At 30.8% G+C, this 16,859-nt stretch carries 17 protein-coding genes; 5 read left to right on the forward strand and 12 right to left on the reverse strand.

All coding sequences use genetic code 11. From position 1 onward, the window contains the following. Positions 1-183: 183 nt before the first annotated feature. From hslO to KPL44_RS12735, 3 genes are all read right to left on the reverse strand, one after another. The gene (gene hslO, locus KPL44_RS12725; protein WP_216250791.1) at positions 184-1,065 is read right to left on the reverse strand and encodes an Hsp33 family molecular chaperone HslO; all 882 of its coding nucleotides are present in this window, start codon (positions 1,063-1,065) and stop codon (positions 184-186) included. Between the two features lie 19 nt (positions 1,066-1,084). After that, on the reverse strand, positions 1,085-1,822 hold the full coding sequence (locus KPL44_RS12730) for a class I SAM-dependent DNA methyltransferase (RefSeq protein WP_216250795.1): 738 nt from the start codon (positions 1,820-1,822) through the stop codon (positions 1,085-1,087). A gap of 105 nt (positions 1,823-1,927) precedes the next feature. After that, complete coding sequence (locus KPL44_RS12735; RefSeq protein WP_216250796.1) at positions 1,928-2,167, reverse strand: small, acid-soluble spore protein, alpha/beta type; 240 nt, start codon at positions 2,165-2,167, stop codon at positions 1,928-1,930. Positions 2,168-2,547: 380 nt separating this feature from the next. Between KPL44_RS12735 and dapA the strand changes: the two genes are divergently transcribed. Then, positions 2,548-3,441: a 4-hydroxy-tetrahydrodipicolinate synthase gene (gene dapA, locus KPL44_RS12740; RefSeq protein WP_216250799.1), complete on the forward strand. Its 894-nt coding sequence runs from the start codon at positions 2,548-2,550 to the stop codon at positions 3,439-3,441. Further along, on the forward strand, positions 3,441-4,196 hold the full coding sequence (gene dapB, locus KPL44_RS12745) for a 4-hydroxy-tetrahydrodipicolinate reductase (RefSeq protein WP_216250802.1): 756 nt from the start codon (positions 3,441-3,443) through the stop codon (positions 4,194-4,196). Before dapA ends, dapB begins: the two co-directional genes overlap by 1 nt. Positions 4,197-4,593: 397 nt before the next feature. Here the strand turns inward: dapB and KPL44_RS12750 are convergent, their stop codons facing one another. Then, the gene (locus tag KPL44_RS12750) at positions 4,594-5,751 is read right to left on the reverse strand and encodes a pyridoxal phosphate-dependent aminotransferase (RefSeq protein ID WP_216250805.1); all 1,158 of its coding nucleotides are present in this window, start codon (positions 5,749-5,751) and stop codon (positions 4,594-4,596) included. Positions 5,752-5,962: 211 nt separating this feature from the next. On the opposite strand from KPL44_RS12750, the gene dapD reads away from it, so the two are divergent. Beyond that, positions 5,963-6,673, forward strand: coding sequence for a 2,3,4,5-tetrahydropyridine-2,6-dicarboxylate N-acetyltransferase (gene dapD, locus KPL44_RS12755; protein WP_171296460.1), 711 nt, complete (start codon positions 5,963-5,965; stop codon positions 6,671-6,673). Between the two features lie 650 nt (positions 6,674-7,323). Here dapD and KPL44_RS12760 read toward each other — a convergent pair. Further along, positions 7,324-8,016 (reverse strand): single-stranded DNA-binding protein, encoded by a 693-nt coding sequence (locus tag KPL44_RS12760; RefSeq protein ID WP_216251088.1) that lies wholly within the window; start codon positions 8,014-8,016, stop codon positions 7,324-7,326. A gap of 182 nt (positions 8,017-8,198) precedes the next feature. Then, a complete protein-coding gene (gene pdaB, locus KPL44_RS12765) occupies positions 8,199-8,948 on the reverse strand; it encodes a polysaccharide deacetylase family sporulation protein PdaB (protein ID WP_216250807.1) in 750 nt (249 codons plus the stop codon). A gap of 249 nt (positions 8,949-9,197) precedes the next feature. Here pdaB and KPL44_RS12770 point away from each other — a divergent pair, with 249 nt between their 5' ends. After that, positions 9,198-9,725: a DUF4364 family protein gene (locus KPL44_RS12770; RefSeq protein ID WP_216250809.1), complete on the forward strand. Its 528-nt coding sequence runs from the start codon at positions 9,198-9,200 to the stop codon at positions 9,723-9,725. A gap of 24 nt (positions 9,726-9,749) precedes the next feature. On the opposite strand, the gene KPL44_RS12775 is transcribed toward KPL44_RS12770, so the two are convergent. Beyond that, positions 9,750-10,631, reverse strand: coding sequence for a YncE family protein (locus KPL44_RS12775; RefSeq protein WP_216250813.1), 882 nt, complete (start codon positions 10,629-10,631; stop codon positions 9,750-9,752). A gap of 149 nt (positions 10,632-10,780) precedes the next feature. Here KPL44_RS12775 and KPL44_RS12780 point away from each other — a divergent pair, with 149 nt between their 5' ends. Next, positions 10,781-11,029: a TIGR03905 family TSCPD domain-containing protein gene (locus KPL44_RS12780; RefSeq protein WP_216250815.1), complete on the forward strand. Its 249-nt coding sequence runs from the start codon at positions 10,781-10,783 to the stop codon at positions 11,027-11,029. Between the two features lie 344 nt (positions 11,030-11,373). On the opposite strand, the gene KPL44_RS12785 is transcribed toward KPL44_RS12780, so the two are convergent. The 5 genes from KPL44_RS12785 to KPL44_RS12805 all read right to left on the reverse strand — a co-directional run bounded on the left by KPL44_RS12785 (position 11,374) and on the right by KPL44_RS12805 (position 16,813). Continuing rightward, on the reverse strand, positions 11,374-12,726 hold the full coding sequence (locus tag KPL44_RS12785; protein WP_216250817.1) for a bifunctional folylpolyglutamate synthase/dihydrofolate synthase: 1,353 nt from the start codon (positions 12,724-12,726) through the stop codon (positions 11,374-11,376). Positions 12,727-12,932: 206 nt separating this feature from the next. After that, positions 12,933-13,901, reverse strand: coding sequence for an ABC transporter ATP-binding protein (locus KPL44_RS12790; protein ID WP_216250820.1), 969 nt, complete (start codon positions 13,899-13,901; stop codon positions 12,933-12,935). After that, positions 13,901-14,920, reverse strand: coding sequence for an ABC transporter ATP-binding protein (locus tag KPL44_RS12795; protein ID WP_216203606.1), 1,020 nt, complete (start codon positions 14,918-14,920; stop codon positions 13,901-13,903). Before KPL44_RS12795 ends, KPL44_RS12790 begins: the two co-directional genes overlap by 1 nt. Positions 14,921-14,933: 13 nt before the next feature. Beyond that, entirely contained in the window at positions 14,934-15,851 is a 918-nt protein-coding gene (locus KPL44_RS12800) for an ABC transporter permease (RefSeq protein ID WP_216250824.1), read from the reverse strand. An 11-nt stretch (positions 15,852-15,862) separates the two neighbouring features. Further along, the gene (locus KPL44_RS12805; protein WP_152753148.1) at positions 15,863-16,813 is read right to left on the reverse strand and encodes an ABC transporter permease; all 951 of its coding nucleotides are present in this window, start codon (positions 16,811-16,813) and stop codon (positions 15,863-15,865) included. Positions 16,814-16,859 lie beyond the last annotated feature (46 nt).

Consider the following 16,859-nt stretch of genomic DNA (forward strand, 5'->3'; position numbering starts at 1 on the left):
TACTTTGTCGATCATTACTTTACTATATTATAAAATTTCCTTGAAACTGTCAACCTCAAATACAGTCTATATCCATGATTATCTCAATTAAAATCGTAGATAATTGAATTTTCTCCATTTACCTACGATTTTCAATTTATAATTATATTCCCCTATACTACCATTTAAAAACATAATTATTATTTAAGATTTAGCCTCTTTAAGTAAGTTTCCAATATCCTCATGATTAAATTCATAATTTTTGTTACAAAAATGGCATTTAAGTTCTTCTGTTTTACCATCGTTATATATTTCCTCTAAATCCTTTTTGCCTATGCTTATTAATGCCCTCTCAACTCTTTCTCTAGAACAATCACATTTATACATCGGCTTAACCTCTTCATGTATTTTTAATTTCATATCTTCAAAAATAAATTCCAAAATTTCCTCAATGCTCATGCCTTTTGCTATAAAATCAGTTATAGATGGGATTTCTTCAAGTCTATATGTTATCATATCAGCCAAAAACTCATCAGCATCAGGCATCATTTGAATTATAAACCCTCCTGCAGCTTTAATACTCATATCTGTTTCAACTAAAACACCTAGTCCAACAGCAGATGGCGTTTGCTCTGAAACAGTAAAGTAATATGCTAAATCATCTCCAATTTCGCCTGTGCGTATTGGAACTTGACCTATGTATGGTTCCTTCAGCCCCATGTCTCTTATAACTCTTAAATAACCATCTTTCCCCACTGCGCCACCTACATCAAGTTTTCCTAGAGTATTTGCAGGTAAATCCACATTAGGATTTCCTATGTACCCTTTTACACTTGAATCCGCATGGGCTGTTACGACTACTCCCTTCGCTTCTCCCCCTCCATCAATTTGGAGCGTTAAACTGTCTTTCTCAGACTTTAGAAGTGTGCCCATAAGCGTACCCGCTGTTAGCATTCTACCAAACGCAGCGGCTGCTGTAGGAGCACATTGATGCATGGTCACTCCCTCATTTACTAATTCTGTAGTTATTGCTGCAACTATTCTAACTTGACCGTCCTTTGCAGTAGCTCTAACTAACTTATCCATATACTAGCCTCCCATAAAATCATTTTTTTAGTACATAACATATTCTTTCTGTTTTATCATTTACTGGTTTATCCTCGTAACTATCCATTTTCTTAATTATTTTAAACCCAATTTCTTTTATAAGACTTTCCACATATTCTTCTTTATAAGCCCGCTCTAAGTGCATCTCATCAAATCGTCTATATACTTGTCCTTCTTTAACAAAAAAGGTTAAATTCATTTCCACTGTATCATTTTCTAAATAATTTTCCCAAATATAGACTACATCATCACTATCGTAATTATAAATATTATTGCCGAGCACCGTAGTCAACTTATAATAAGAGTTAAGATCAAAAATAAATAACCCATCATTTTGTAATAAATTATAAACTCCTAATAAATATTTTTTAAAATTTTCTTCTTCTAATATATAATTGCTAGAATCTAAGCAACAAGTTATAAGATTAAACTTATTATTTAAATTAAGTAAACAAATATCCTGACATACAAATTTCGCCTTTATGAGTTCTTCCCTCATTTTTTTCTCTGCTTGGCTTAACATATCACTAGATAAATCAACTGCCCATATATTTTTAAATGAATTTGCAATTTCTATAGTAAGATTTCCTGTACCACAGGCTAAATCTAAATAGCTCTCCATATTTAGGTCATATTCTTTGCAAATACATAATATGTTGGTTGCCCATTTTTTATAATCAATATCAGCATTGATTAATTCATCATATATGCGAGCAAACTCTTTATAACAGTCCATATTAACATTTCCCCTTTTCCAACAACTTCTTCTTTAAAACTATATTGGTATATAATATACTACCCTATACACTAAATATTGTCCAAAGTATTTTATTAAATATCTTTAGAAATCTTTGTTTTTAGGCAAATTTATACTCTTTTTTCGTTTTGTCATTAATCCTCCAATTCTACCTGTTTCTTCTGCTGTTAATCCGCTCCAACCACATTCATCTATTTTTCTAGTTAACCCTAATTCTTCTGCTATTTCATATTTTAACGTCTCTCTAAGCATTTCATTCCTAGTTAACTCTTTATTTGTTTTTAATTTAGCTTTTATAACTTTTTTTAAAGGTGTTTTTCCCATAACATGCCTCCCAATTGTAATTGTAATATACTATATTTTTTACAATTTAGAGGTTTTTTATTCATAATAGCTAAAAAAGTAAGTATTATATTATTTCCTTTAAGATTATTAATTTTCGTTTTTTTAATGAATGATTTTGATCTTTTTTAAAAAAAGTATATATATTTTCACATATGGGCTATATAATATAATAAAGAAAAATATTTTAGTGAGTATTCGTATCTTTTTTAAATTTATTATGAATTAACAAAACGAAATTATTTTTAAAACGAAATGTTTCACTAAAAGCGATCTAAATTAATAGATATATAGTAGTAAATATAAAATAGTTATATGTTTAATTATTATTATTTTCCATATAGCTACGAGGAGGTAATCTTATGAGTATTTTTAAAGGTTCTGGCGTTGCACTAATCACTCCATTTAACGAAAGAGGGGTTGATTTTAAGAAACTTGAAGAATTAATAGAATGGCACATTACCAGCAAGACAGATGCTATTGTAGTATGTGGTACTACTGGTGAAGCTTCTACAATGACTGAACAAGAAAAAAAAGAAACTATAAAATTTGTAGTTGATTTAGTTAATAAGAGGATTCCAGTAATTGCGGGTACGGGTAGTAACAACACTGCCGATGCAATAAGTATGAGTAGATGGGCGGAGAAAATAGGAGTAGATGGATTACTTGTTATTACACCTTACTACAATAAAACTACTCAAAAGGGCTTAATTGAACATTTCAAAGCAATTGCAAACAGTGTCACTTCACCAATCGTTATCTATAATGTTCCTTCAAGAACAGGCATGAATATTAATCCAACCACACTTTTAGAATTATGTGTAATACCAAATATTGTAGCAATTAAAGAAGCAAGTGGAAATATAGGTCAGATAGCTCAAATTAAAGCACTATGCAGGGATAACTTAGATGTATATTCAGGTAACGATGACCAAGTTATACCTATACTTTCCTTAGGCGCTATAGGAGTTATATCTGTTCTTGCAAATATAATCCCTACAGACATGCATAATATGTGCAAGTTATATTTTAATGGTGAACATGAAAAAGCTTTAGATATTCAACTTGGGTACCTTCCTCTTAACAACGCAGTATTTATAGAAACTAATCCTATCCCTGTGAAAACGGCTATGAATCTTATGGGAATGGCTGTTGGGCCTTTAAGACTACCTTTATGTGAAATGTACGAAAATAATTTAGAATTTCTAAAAAAAGAATTAAAATCATATAATATCCCTTTAAAGGAGGAAAACTAATGATTAAAATGCTTCTAAACGGTTGCAATGGAAAAATGGGCAAAGTTATTTCTCAAATGGCTAAAGATTCTGCTACAATATCAATTGTTGCAGGTGTTGATAGAGATTCATCTAATTTAGACTACCCATGTTATGACAGTATATTAAAATGTAAAGTTGATGTAGATGTAATTCTAGATTTTTCAAGACCGGATGCTTTAGATAGTTTGTGCACGTATTCTAAAGAAAAAAATATTCCTATTGTATTTTGTACTACTGGGTTCTCTCCAGAGCAATTATTAAGGATTGATTCTCTAAGTAAAGACATCCCAGTATTTCATTCTGCAAATATGTCTATAGGTATAAATATCGTTAATAATTTACTCAAGAATATTAGCAAAATGCTTTATAAAGATTTTGATATTGAAATAATAGAAAAACACCATAACCAGAAAGTTGATGCACCAAGTGGTACTGCTCTACTTCTTGCAGATACTATTAAGGATTCTATAAACGATGACATGTTCTTTGTTAAAGGAAGAGATGGATCAAGCAAAAGACAACCTAAAGAAATAGGTATTCATGCCATTCGTGGTGGAAACATTATTGGTGATCATGAAGTTATATTTGCAGGAAAAGGCGAATGTATTGAAATCAAGCATACTGCCATATCAAGAGATGTTTTCGCTATAGGTTCACTTAAAGCATGTGAATTTATATATGGAAAAAGCAAAGGTCTATACAATATGGATGATGTAGTTAATATGTCAAACTAGCCTTTAATAAAAAATATGAGTGCATCCATATGAAGTTTCTCCTGCGTGACTTAAAATAAGAGTTTGAAACGTGAAAGTTGATTAAGAAATTCTAGTGTTTTGCAAATATAAAATACTCTTCCTCTGGGTCGTTCTTTGGGGGGACATAACAATTATTAATTGTTATGTCACTCACATTCGGCTTACAGCCGGTTCGCTAGCCTTCCTTATAGTCAGGCTTACGAGAATTTTATATTGGCAAAATAAGAATTTTAAATCAACTTTCAATGTTTCTACCCTTCTTATTTAAAGTCACTTCCGGAGAAACTTCATACTATTTTAGTAAGGCTACATTCTTTTAAATTATCTTAAAAGGAGTGTAGCCTTATTCTAAGTTATGCATTTCATAGTTTAAATATTACAGTACCACAGGTAAGGATTTAATCCATTTTTCCATTCTATCTAAAGCCTCTTTTAACACCTCTAAACTATAAGAATATGATATCCTTATAAAACCCTCTCCTCCTATGCCAAAAGCTGAACCAGGCACAACAGCAACCTTCGCTTCATATAACAATCTATTGCAAAATTCTTCACTACTCATAGAAAATCTAGTTATAGATGGAAATATATAAAAGGCACCTCTAGGAAGCGTTATATCCATCCCCATTTGCTTTAATCTTTTATATACATATTCTTTTCGTTTTTCAAACTCTAATTTCATATTATCCACATCATGTTTGCAAGAAAGTAATCCTTCATATGCGCCCCATTGAGATATTGAAGTGGCACATGAAACATTATACTGATGTACTTTCATTATATTATCCATAATATATTTACTTGCACAAACATAGCCTACGCGAAGCCCTGTCATTGAAAACATCTTAGAAAATCCACCTACTAAAATCACCTTGTTTTTTAATTCATCAATTTGAGCTAAAGAATAGTATTTTTCATAACATAATGAGCTATACATTTCATCACTTATTATATAAATATCTTTCTCTTTTAATATTTTAACAAGTTCATCTCGCTCGGAGCATGATAATATTGCTCCAGTAGGGTTCGATGGATGAGACATAACTAAAAGCTTAGGATGATGCTCATCAATAAGTTTAGTTATTTGCTCAAAATTAATAGTAAAGTCTTCATTTAGATTATAATTAACCACTTCCCCACCAAAAATCTTAACACAACTCTCATAAGCAGGATAGGCTGGCGTAGGCACTAAAACCTTATCTCCAGCATTTAAAAACGCCGCAAATATACATAGAAGCGCTTCACTTCCCCCTACAGTTACCGTTACCTCATCAGCTAAATAGTTAATATCCATTTCTTTCAAAAAATTAGAAATTTCATTTCGAAGTTCTGGAATACCAGCATTAGTTGTGTATCCAGCTTTATTATCATCTATAGCTTTAATCATGGCATTTTTAATATTTTTAGGTACTGGAAAATCAGGTTGCCCAAGTGTAAGTGAAATTGCTCCCTGTACTTTTGTAACCTTGTTGGAAAATTTTCTAATTCCAGAGATTTCTACTCTATTTACGTTGTTTGAAAATAAATTATTCATTATATCATCCTTTTCTAGTGTTTGCATTATAAGTATTTTACTATATAATAGAATAAAAATCAGTATTTTTTTAATTATTCTGATATATTGATAACATTTTGTTTATTTAATGTAGATTTTGTTATATCATTTACATTATGTATAACAAAATAAAATGCATAGAAAAAATAATTTGGCTTAATACTTATAATACGAAAGGAGAGTTACTATGATGAATTATGATTTAACAGACCCTTATGAAATTGCAAGATACATAAAAGAAGCTAAGAAGGCTACCCCAATTAAACTTTATGTCGATGGGGATTTATCACAATGTGAGTTTGGAAATATAGAAAACTTTGGTAGTGGAGATTTTTATATACTTTTCGGAGAAAGTGAAGAGGTATCAGAATTTCTAATAAAGTATAAAAACAGGATCAAAAAATCCAAACTAGAACAAGACAGACGAAACTCTGCCATTCCTTTGATAGACCTTAAAAATATAGATGCAAGAATTGAACCAGGTGCAATTATACGTGATAAGGTTACTATAGGTAAAAATGCTGTTATTATGATGGGCGCTGTAATTAATATAGGTGCTGAAATTGGTGATGAAACTATGGTAGATATGAATGCTGTGGTTGGCGCACGTGGAAAACTAGGTAAAAGAGTTCATTTAGGAGCAGGCGCTGTAGTAGCAGGAGTCCTTGAGCCACCAAGCAAAAGTCCTTGTGAAATTGGAGACAATGTTTTAATTGGAGCAAATTCCGTAATACTCGAAGGAGTAAAAATTGGTAAAAACTCTATAGTTGCAGCTGGATCCGTAGTTGTAAATGATGTCCCTGAAAATGTTGTAGTTGCTGGAACTCCAGCAAAAATAATAAAAAATGTAGATAGTAAAACTAAAGACAAAACTAAATTACTTGATGATTTAAGAAAGTAATAGCACAAAGAGCATATATTACTACAATTGCGTTTCACTTCGCTAAGTAATTCTAAAATAATTTAAATGAAAAATGCTAAAAAGTACAAACTCGCTATCGCTCAAACATGTACTTTTCTTAACGCACTCTTCATTAAAATTATTTTGAATTACTAAGCTTGTTCAAATGCAATTTACGTAATATATGCTCTTTTTTACTAACTAAACTTATTAAATATAATCTTTGTATAATATAAGTTCTTTTCACCTTAAAAAATAGAAGATACTAACGCTTGTTCGAATGTATTTTACGTAATATATGCTCTTTTTAACTAACTATACTTATTAAATATAATCATCATATAGTATAAGTTCTTTTTACCTGTAAGAGGTATAAATACTAAGAAGTTCAACCATGTACTTTTCTTAACGTATCATTAATTAAAATTAGTAAGAATTACTAATCTTATTCAAATGCACTTACCGTAACATATGCTCTTTTTTAATAACTAAACTTATTAAATATAATCATCATATAGTATAAGTTCTCTTTACCCTATGATAAATTGAAGATGCTAAACAGTACAAACTCTCAAAAACTAAAGTATGTACTGTTCTTAACGCATCTAACAATAAAATCAGTAAAGGATTACTAAAGCTAAAAAAATATACTATATAGCGTCTAAAACTTCAAAGCTCTGCTCATCTTCTACTATATTATTTGATTCTACTATGCTTTCACCATCTTTATTAACTTTCTCCATTTTGGATATAGATACCTCGTATGCTACTTTTTTTATAACTTCATCATCTGATAATTTCTTTTGATATTCTCTACTTTGAAGCCTTCCCCAAATTCTTATATTATCTCCTACTTCAAGACTTTTACAGAATCTAGAATTTCTTCCCCAAGCAATTGTAGGGATATAATCGGATTTATTATACAATCTGTTAACTGCTAAAAGCATATCAGCGATTTCTCTTCCAAAAGGTGTAGTCCTATATACTGGATTTTTGCAGATATAACCATCTAAGAATATTTGATTTGGATTTTTACTACGTTCTTCACATATTTTAATATCTCTAGCAAATACTGTTAATATTAATCTATTAGATCCATTAACAAATTTATTATAAGATCTAAGTTGACCTTCAACTATGAATTCATTTCCTATCTTAATATCAATTCCTGCTATTAGTCTTTCAGAAATTGTTATTGTTAAGATATCAGTTGTTTCGCTAAGTCTCCATACCTCGAAATCAAATACGTAAAACCCCTCACCATACATTTCATGACTAAATTTCAGTTCAGATACTACCTTTCCTTCTAAATAAATCTTATTGTTTAACATAACATTATCCATCATAATCCCTCTTTCCCCTTAGTTTTTTTTATTAGACTTTCCTTAGAATATAAATATTCATTTTTCTGATGTAATATACCTAATACTCAAATAATTTTTTTACATTTATTTTTCCATAATTAATATTAATTGGTATTCCCATTATAATACAAATGCACATTGAATTTCAATACATTTATATTTTATTTTTGTATTTGTTTTCCCGCTGCATCTATATAATAATTTTTTTTGTATATAAGGTCCGATACTTTCACGAATGTGTATCCTTGCTCCTTCAAATATTGTAAAATTTTAGATAGATTTTGAGGTGTATATTTTGCATTATTGTGAAATAAAAGTATAGAACCTGGCTTAGCATTTTTTATTATTCTATTATACTCAATTTCTGCGCCTTGTTCTTTCCAATCAATACTGTCTACGTCCCATTGAATACAATAATGATTCGTCGCTTCTACAGTTTCAACGACTAAGTTATTATATTCCCCTGATGGGCATCTAAAAAGTGTTGTTCCCTTTCCTGTTATATCCATTATTTTAGCATCCGTCGTATCTATTTCTTTAATCATTTCTTCTTTAGATATTGTAGTCATCATAGGATGCTTATTAGAATGATTTCCTATTTCATGTCCTTTCTCATACATTGTTTTTAACTTACCTGGATACTGGTCTACCCATGCCCCCACTACAAAAAATGTTGCTTTAGCATCGTATTTATCTAATATCTTTAATATCTCATCTGTTTTATCATCACCCCAACTTGCATCAAATGAAATTGCAATTTTTTTATCCTTAGTATCTACGTTGTAAATTGGTAATTTACGCTGTGCTCCTACAAATGCACCATTAGTTTTAAAATTATAAATTCCTATAATCGTAGAAACTCCGATGAAAATCATACAAAACATTATTAAATTTTTTTTTATGTAACTCATACCATCCTATTCTCCCCTTATACCTTATACTTTAAATTTATATTCTAAAACTCAATAAATATGTATAATTTAACTTACTAATTTGTATTTTATAAAAATTTATATTTTATAAAAATTTATATAAAACATAAAAATTAATAGCACCGAATTATTTCAGTGCTTTTTATGTTATACTGTTTATAGTTAATTTTACATTAAAAAGACAGTTCACTAATGTTTTAATTAGGCTAATTACAAGGAGGGACAGATATGTTTGAAGATGCTTTAGAATTAGCTGAAAATAAGCTTCTTTTACTTTATATATTTTATAAAATAAAGCTCCCTATTTCCAATATCCAAATAACTCAAATTATTTTAGAAAATAATTTTATAAATTATTTTACTCTGCAACAATATATTACAGAACTTATTGCGTCTAACCTTATTAAGCATACTGAGCAAAAGGGTAAACATAGATTGGTCATTTCACAAAAAGGTGATAATGTCCTCTCCTTATTTAAAGAAAGAATTTCTGAAAAGAAGATTGATCTTATCGATAATTATTTAAAAGCTCATATTGAAAACATCAAGAAAGAATTAACAGTTAGTGCTGATTATACAATAGAAAACAATAACAACTATTTAGTTAACCTAATTGCTTCTGAAGATAGTTTTACACTTATAGATATTAAACTTAGTGTAACCTCAAACAAACAAGCGCAAAATCTATGCGCCAAATGGAGAAAAGAACCTTCTAAACTTTATGCTAAAATAATAAACCTTCTTATAGATGACTAATCTTCTTTTAGAAGCTTTTTCATCTTATAGAAGCGTCATTCCTGTAGGCTCTGTGCCAATAGAAATGACTTTTTTATTTTCTGTTATTTTATCAATTCTAAAAAGCAAATTATTATAATTATCACCTACATACAAATATTTTTCATCCTCTATTATTCCTCTAGGCATCCCTCCAACTTCAATTCTTTTTATCTCTTTGTATTTATTTATGTCTAATATACTCACTGTGCCATCTCCAAAATTTGATACATAACAAAATTCCCCATTAAAGTACATGTCCACAGGTGAATTCCCAACAGGTATTTTATTTAATACATTACAATTTTTTAATGAAATAATATTAATGCATCCTTTATTGTCCATACCTATATTACTCTCACAAACTAAAATATAATTTCCATCTGGAGTAATTACCGCTTTAGTAGGATATGCTCCTACCCTAATTTCTTTAGTATTTCCATTCTGAGCACACTCTATTAATGTTATGCTGTCACTATTCATATTTGCTACTATAATAAGGTCCTTTTTTTTGCAAATATAAATACTATGGGGTGAATTACCACAAGGAATTGCCTCTACAATGTTTTTTTTCTCTAAATCAAAAACTATTATATCATCAGAGTCTCCACAGATAACATAAGCCTTATTATCATAAACGGATAAATCATTACAGTGCATTCCTATAAAATAACTCTCTATTTCATAATTATAGGTATTAACAATAGAAATACTATTATCATAACTATTAGCTGTTAATATCTTATTTTTATAAACATATATACCATGAGGACCAATTCTTTTGAGATTTTGGTTATCCAAATATATTTTTTCTTCTTCTATAAACAAATCTAGGTTAACCTTTGATATGCAATCCGATGAAGTACTACATACATACAAGTTTCTCAAATTCCTCACCTCCTCATAACCATAATATGAAGATAGTTATAATATGCTAACAATGTTTTAATAAAAATTAATTTCTTGAAAAGAATACGCTTCATAGTATATAATAATTAGTATGATTAATAAATTCTCGAAAGATGGAGGCGTAATTTATGTATAGTTATAAACCAAAAGGCGTTTGTTCAAGAAATATAGATTTTGAAATAGTTGATAATAAAATAACTGAAATTGGCTTTACAGGAGGATGTGCAGGTAATTTACTTGGAATTTCAACCCTAGTAAAGGGGATGGATGTTCAGGAAGCTATAAAAAAACTTAAAGGTATTAAATGTGGAGACAAAAGTACTTCATGTCCTGACCAATTAGCAATAGCGCTTGAAGAATTCGTTGCAAATGCTTAAACAAATAAAAAGATACAACCTATGAAGTTTCTCCTGTGTGACTCCACATAAGAGTTTGAAACATGAAATTTCATTAAGAAATTCTAATCTTTTGCAAATATACAATTCTCTATCCTCTTAATAGTTCTCTTGGGGGACATAACAATTATTAATTGTTATGCGCTCTCATTCGGCTTATGCCGGTTCGCTAGCCTTCCTTTCAGTCAGGCTCACGAGAATTTTATATTTTCAAAAGAAGAATTTTAAATGAAGTTTCAATGTTTCTGCACTTCTTATTTGGAGTCACTTCCGGAGAAATCCATACTATTATTCATTTACACTACGAGATATAGCATATATTACTGTTAATGACCGTGGACATTTCGTATTATTTTCCTCATATCTCCCACCATGTATAGAGATCCTGACACTAATAGTAAATCATCATCCTCGCAGTAGCTCAATGCTTTTTTATAAGCCAACTCGTAGTCTTCAATTGACTCACATTTTGATGTATATTTTTCTACTTGAACTTTTAATTCTTCCGAAAGCTCTGCACGCTCGCTGTGAGGAGTAACAGTAATAACTCTGTATACCTTTGGAACTATAGTTTCTATCATCTCTTCCACTTGTTTATCTGCAAGAATTCCTAGAATTAATATAATCTTATTGTAGTTAAAATACATGTCAATGCTTTCTGTAAGGTTTTTAATACCATCTATATTATGAGCGCCGTCTATAACAACTAAAGGCATTTTATTCATCACCTCAAGCCTCGCTGGCCACACAACGTTTATTAGCCCAGCTATTATGTTATCTTTACTAATAATGACGCCTTGGCCCACAAGAGCCTCTATAGCATGTACCGCTACAGAGCAGTTTAGTAATTGATGCTTACCTAAAAGTGCTAAATCAATAATATAATCATTATTTAAAGTTTTAATTTCTATTTTCTGAGTTATCGCATTATGTTTATAAGGCACTTGTCCTTCCATTAATGCACTAACAACCTGCTTTAAATTCTCTTTCCCTAAATATACAGCTGAATCCCTAGTCACTTTTATTAATTGACATTCTTTTTCTCTACATGTTTTTTCTATTACATCGTAACTTTGTTTTTTCTGTGGATACACAACTACAGGGATTCCCCTCTTTATGATGCCTGCCTTTTCATAAGTTATCTTTTCCAAAGTATCTCCGAGTATTAAAGTATGATCAAGACTTATGGATGTTATAATGCTTAAAATAGGTGTAATTACATTTGTTGAATCAAGCCTTCCTCCAAGCCCTACTTCTATAACCGCAAAATCTATATTATTTTTATAAAAATATAAAAATCCAGCACAAGTTATAATTTCAAATTCTGTTGGATTAATGTATCCAAGTTCCACTACCTTTTCTACGGCTTTAGAAACTTCTGTTATAATATCGCTTAAATCATCTTTAGAAATGTTTTTATTGTTTATTTGTATCCGTTCTTCAAACTCCTCAATAAATGGTGAAATATATGAACCTACCTTATATCCAGCTTCCACAAGAATACTACTCACCATCGCCGAAGTAGAACCTTTCCCATTAGTCCCTGCAATATGTATACATTTTAATTTTTTATGTGGATTTCCTAAAAGTTCTAATAATTTTTCAGTTCTATCAAGCCCAAGTTTGCTACCAAACTTAGCTGTATTTGTTATATAAGATCTAGCCTCATCATAGTTCATGCTTATCATTCCTTTCAAAACTAAATAACTACTTTCTTTTAAATTCTATACCAACTTAGAAACAGTTACCAACCTTTTGTTATAAATAGATATAATATTTATTTCTATTGTATCAAATACTAATGTAAATTAAATAAAAAAAGAGAAAGAGCGATAAATAATGTTATCACTCTTCCAATTACACTTTTTCATTATATGTTAAAAAATTATTTAAATAAATGACAAGCTACAGAATGTCCTGGTTTTATTTCTTTTAGCTCTGGTGTTTCACTTTTACAACAATCCATAACGTATTTGCATCTTTGACTGAATCCACACCCAGGTTTAGTGTTTATTGGACTTGGTACTTCTCCCTCTAGCATTATCCTATTTTTATTTTTAGATTCAATAGGATCAGCAACAGGAATAGCTGATAATAACGCCTTAGTATATGGATGTAATGGATCTTCATATAGAATTCCACTCGGTGCAAGTTCCACAAGCTTTCCTAAATACATTACACCTACCCTATCAGATATATGTTTAACCATAGATAAGTCATGTGCTATAAATAAATAAGTTAAACCAAGTTCCTTTTGAAGCTTAATTAATAGATTAACTACTTGAGCTTGAATGGAAACATCTAAAGCAGAAATAGGTTCATCACATACAATAAATTTAGGTTCTATGGCAAGTGCTCTAGCTATGCCTATTCTTTGCCTCTGACCACCAGAAAATTCATGTGGGAATCTAGATGCATGCTCTTTATTTAACCCAACCAGTTGAAGTACTTCCTGAATTTTTTCTGCTTTCTTTTTTCCTGTATAGAGTTTATGTATATCTATACCTTCGCCTACAATATCTCCAACAGTCATTCTAGGATTTAATGATGCATAAGGATCTTGAAATATTATTTGTGCGTGCCTACAAAAGTCCCTTTTAGCTTTACCCTTAAGTCCATGGATATTTACGCCTTCAAAAATTACTTCTCCAGCTGTTGCTGGATACAGTCCCATTACAGTTCTTCCACATGTGGTCTTACCGCAACCTGACTCACCAACTAGCCCTAATGTTTCCCCTTTTTTAATTGTAAAGGAAACATCATCAACAGCTTTAAGTGTTTCGTTTTTTCCAACTTCGAAATATTTTTTTAAATTTTTAACTATAATTAAATCTTCGCTTTTATTTTCAGCCATTATTTTGCACCCCCAATTTCAAATGGCACTTCTACTTTAGGTGCATTCGGATGTTGTAACCAACATAAAGCTTCATGAGTATCAGTGATTATAGTAGCTTCTGGCATTTCTTGTTTACATATTTCCATAGCATATTCGCACCTTGGAGCAAATGGACAACCAACTGGAGGTTTTACCAAATCAGGTGGCGTTCCCTTAATAGAATACAAACTATCTTTATGACCAGTTTCTAATCTAGGAACTGATTGAAGAAGTGCCCATGTATATGGATGTTTCGGATTATAGAATATTTCATCCGTATTTCCTCTCTCTATTATCTTACCTGCATACATAACTTGGATTCTATCTGCAACATCTGCAACTACGCCTAGATCATGTGTAATTAAGACAACAGCTGTACCTAGTTTATTCTGAAGTTCTTTTATAAGATCCATTATTTGAGCTTGAATTGTAACATCTAGTGCTGTTGTAGGCTCATCTGCTACAAGAATTTTAGGAGAACATGCAAGTGCAATGGCAATCATTGCACGCTGCCTCATTCCGCCAGAAAATTCATGTGGATATTGTTTAACCCTTCTCTCTGCATTTGGAATGTTAACAAGCTTCAACATTTTTATAGCCTCATCCATAGCCTCATGTTTTTTCATATTTCTATGGATAATTAAACTTTCTGCTATCTGCTTTCCAATAGTCATGGTAGGATTCAAAGAAGTCATAGGATCTTGGAAAATCATACTAATTTCAGCACCTCTAAAATGCCTCAATGCTTCCTCATTCATTTTTAAAATATCATTACCTTTATATAATATTTCAGAACCATCTTTAATCTCACCTGGTGGAGTTTGTATTAATCTCATAAGAGACTTAGCTGTTACTGTTTTTCCACAACCAGATTCTCCTACAACTGCAAGAGTTTCACCCTCATTTACCTCAAAACTTATGCCTCTTACAGATTGAACTTCTCCAGCATATGTATGATACGAAACTCGTAAATTTTTAACTTCAAGTAACTTTGACATACGTTCGCCCTCCTTACTGTCTAAGTTTTGGATCAAGAGCATCTCTTAAACCATCACCAAGTAAATTAAATGCTAACATAGTTACACTTATTGCTATTGCTGGGAATATAAATTCATGAGGATGAAACATCATCTGACTTTGACCAGCAAAAATTAATGCTCCCCAACTAGTTTTCGGTGATTGAATACCAAGGCCAAGAAAGCTTAAAAATGCCTCATCAAAAATAAAAGCAGGTATATCCATAGACATATAAACAAGTATAATTCCAATTGTATTAGGAATTAAATGTTTCGCAATAATTCTAGTCGGACTGGCACCTAGTGCTTTAGCAGCTAAAACATACTCTGATTCTTTAAGTTGCATAACCTGTCCTCTAATTAAACGAGCAATTCCTGTCCATCCAGTAATGCAAAGTGCAATAATTATTGTTCCTTCTCCTGCTGGCAATACTAATAACAACAAAATAACAACAATAAGATATGGTACACTTACAATTATTTCAACTATTCTCATAAGTATTGTATCAACTATGCCACCAAAATATCCACATATACCACCGTACACACATCCAACAAAAAGTTCAATCAAAGTACCAATAAACCCAATCCTTAATGATACTCTCGCACCCATCCATAACCTTGCAAACATATCTCTTCCTAAATTGTCAGTTCCAAACCAATGTTTTGCCATTGGACTTTTATCTAAAATGTCATAATTTTGAGTTTGATAATTTACTGATGAAATCATTGGTCCAATGATGGACATTATTATAACTATTATCAAAACCACCATAGAAAGCATAGCAACTTTATTTTTCTTAAGTCTTCTCCATGCATCTTGCCAATAACTTACATTAGGCCTTACCATAACATCTAAATCTTTCTTCGAATACCCTATAATTTTAAATAAATCTTTGCTATATTTTTTCATGCCTTCTCTCCTTACCCTTTCCTTTGAGTTAATTTAATTCTAGGATCAACTAAAACGTAAACTATATCTACAATAAGTAAAGAAACAATGTACAAGAAAGCAAAAAACACAGTTAATGACATAACTACAGTATAATCTCTATTAGAAATTGCAGAAACTAATTCTCTACCGAGCCCTGGCACACTGAATATGCTCTCTACAACTAATGAACCAGTGATTACATATGCTATTCTAGGTCCTATCATTGTAACTACTGGTAATATGGCATTTCTTATAATATGTTTCCATACTAAAGATACCTTACCAACTCCTTTTGACTTTGCAGTCAAAACATAGTCTTGATTAATTACTTCAAGCACTGAAGTCCTCATAAACCTTGCATTTGATGCAAGTCCAGCCATAGCAAGTGCAATGGAAGGTAATAATGAGTATCTATATATATTGAATAAGCTGCTATCAGACCATCCCGCTATTTTCAAACCAAATTTTGCTCCAAGGCCATATTGTAGAATAATTGCTAAAACAAAACCCGGAACGCAAACTCCAATAAGAGCAATGAAAATTACGGTATAATCTACCCATGTATTTCTCTTAAACGCCGCAATAATTCCTAAAAATATTCCAAAAACAAGTCCTATTCCTACTGCTTGAAGAGCTAATCTTAATGACACTGGAAATTCTTTTGAAATAATATCATTAACCTTCTGACCTGGATAATGTATTGACATTCCTAAGTCCCCGTGTACTAAATTCTTAATATATGTACCATATCTTACATACTCTGGTTGATCTAGTTGATATTTTTTCATAATTTGCTCATATACTGTTTTATCAAGAACCTTACCTGCTGAAGCGGATATTGGGTCTCCTGGTATAGCATTTATAAGGACAAATGTAATAGTCGCAACAACCCAAAGTGTAATGATCATATAGCCAATCCTCTTTATTATATATTTAGCCATACAAATTCTTTCCTCCTATCATAAAATTACTGCAACAAAGCCAAAT

The organism is Clostridium sp. DSM 17811 (assembly GCF_018861905.1).
Classification (GTDB): domain Bacteria; phylum Bacillota; class Clostridia; order Clostridiales; family Clostridiaceae; genus Clostridium_AD; species Clostridium_AD frigoriphilum.

Bases quoted from the DNA above. Each gene is read 5' to 3' on its own strand.
- KPL44_RS12730 (WP_216250795.1), bottom strand. From the start codon at position 1,822: ATGGACTGTTATAAAGAGTTTGCTCGCATATATGATGAATTAATCAAT.
- KPL44_RS12795 (WP_216203606.1), bottom strand. From the start codon at position 14,920: ATGTCAAAGTTACTTGAAGTTAAAAATTTACGAGTTTCGTATCATACA.
- dapB (WP_216250802.1), top strand. From the start codon at position 3,441: ATGATTAAAATGCTTCTAAACGGTTGCAATGGAAAAATGGGCAAAGTT.
- KPL44_RS12800 (WP_216250824.1), bottom strand. From the start codon at position 15,851: ATGAAAAAATATAGCAAAGATTTATTTAAAATTATAGGGTATTCGAAG.
- hslO (WP_216250791.1), bottom strand. From the start codon at position 1,065: ATGGATAAGTTAGTTAGAGCTACTGCAAAGGACGGTCAAGTTAGAATA.
- KPL44_RS12770 (WP_216250809.1), top strand. From the start codon at position 9,198: ATGTTTGAAGATGCTTTAGAATTAGCTGAAAATAAGCTTCTTTTACTT.
- KPL44_RS12785 (WP_216250817.1), bottom strand. From the start codon at position 12,726: ATGAACTATGATGAGGCTAGATCTTATATAACAAATACAGCTAAGTTT.
- KPL44_RS12790 (WP_216250820.1), bottom strand. From the start codon at position 13,901: ATGGCTGAAAATAAAAGCGAAGATTTAATTATAGTTAAAAATTTAAAA.
- KPL44_RS12760 (WP_216251088.1), bottom strand. From the start codon at position 8,016: ATGGATAATGTTATGTTAAACAATAAGATTTATTTAGAAGGAAAGGTA.
- KPL44_RS12735 (WP_216250796.1), bottom strand. From the start codon at position 2,167: ATGGGAAAAACACCTTTAAAAAAAGTTATAAAAGCTAAATTAAAAACA.
- dapA (WP_216250799.1), top strand. From the start codon at position 2,548: ATGAGTATTTTTAAAGGTTCTGGCGTTGCACTAATCACTCCATTTAAC.
- dapD (WP_171296460.1), top strand. From the start codon at position 5,963: ATGAATTATGATTTAACAGACCCTTATGAAATTGCAAGATACATAAAA.
- KPL44_RS12805 (WP_152753148.1), bottom strand. From the start codon at position 16,813: ATGGCTAAATATATAATAAAGAGGATTGGCTATATGATCATTACACTT.
- KPL44_RS12780 (WP_216250815.1), top strand. From the start codon at position 10,781: ATGTATAGTTATAAACCAAAAGGCGTTTGTTCAAGAAATATAGATTTT.
- KPL44_RS12750 (WP_216250805.1), bottom strand. From the start codon at position 5,751: ATGAATAATTTATTTTCAAACAACGTAAATAGAGTAGAAATCTCTGGA.
- pdaB (WP_216250807.1), bottom strand. From the start codon at position 8,948: ATGAGTTACATAAAAAAAAATTTAATAATGTTTTGTATGATTTTCATC.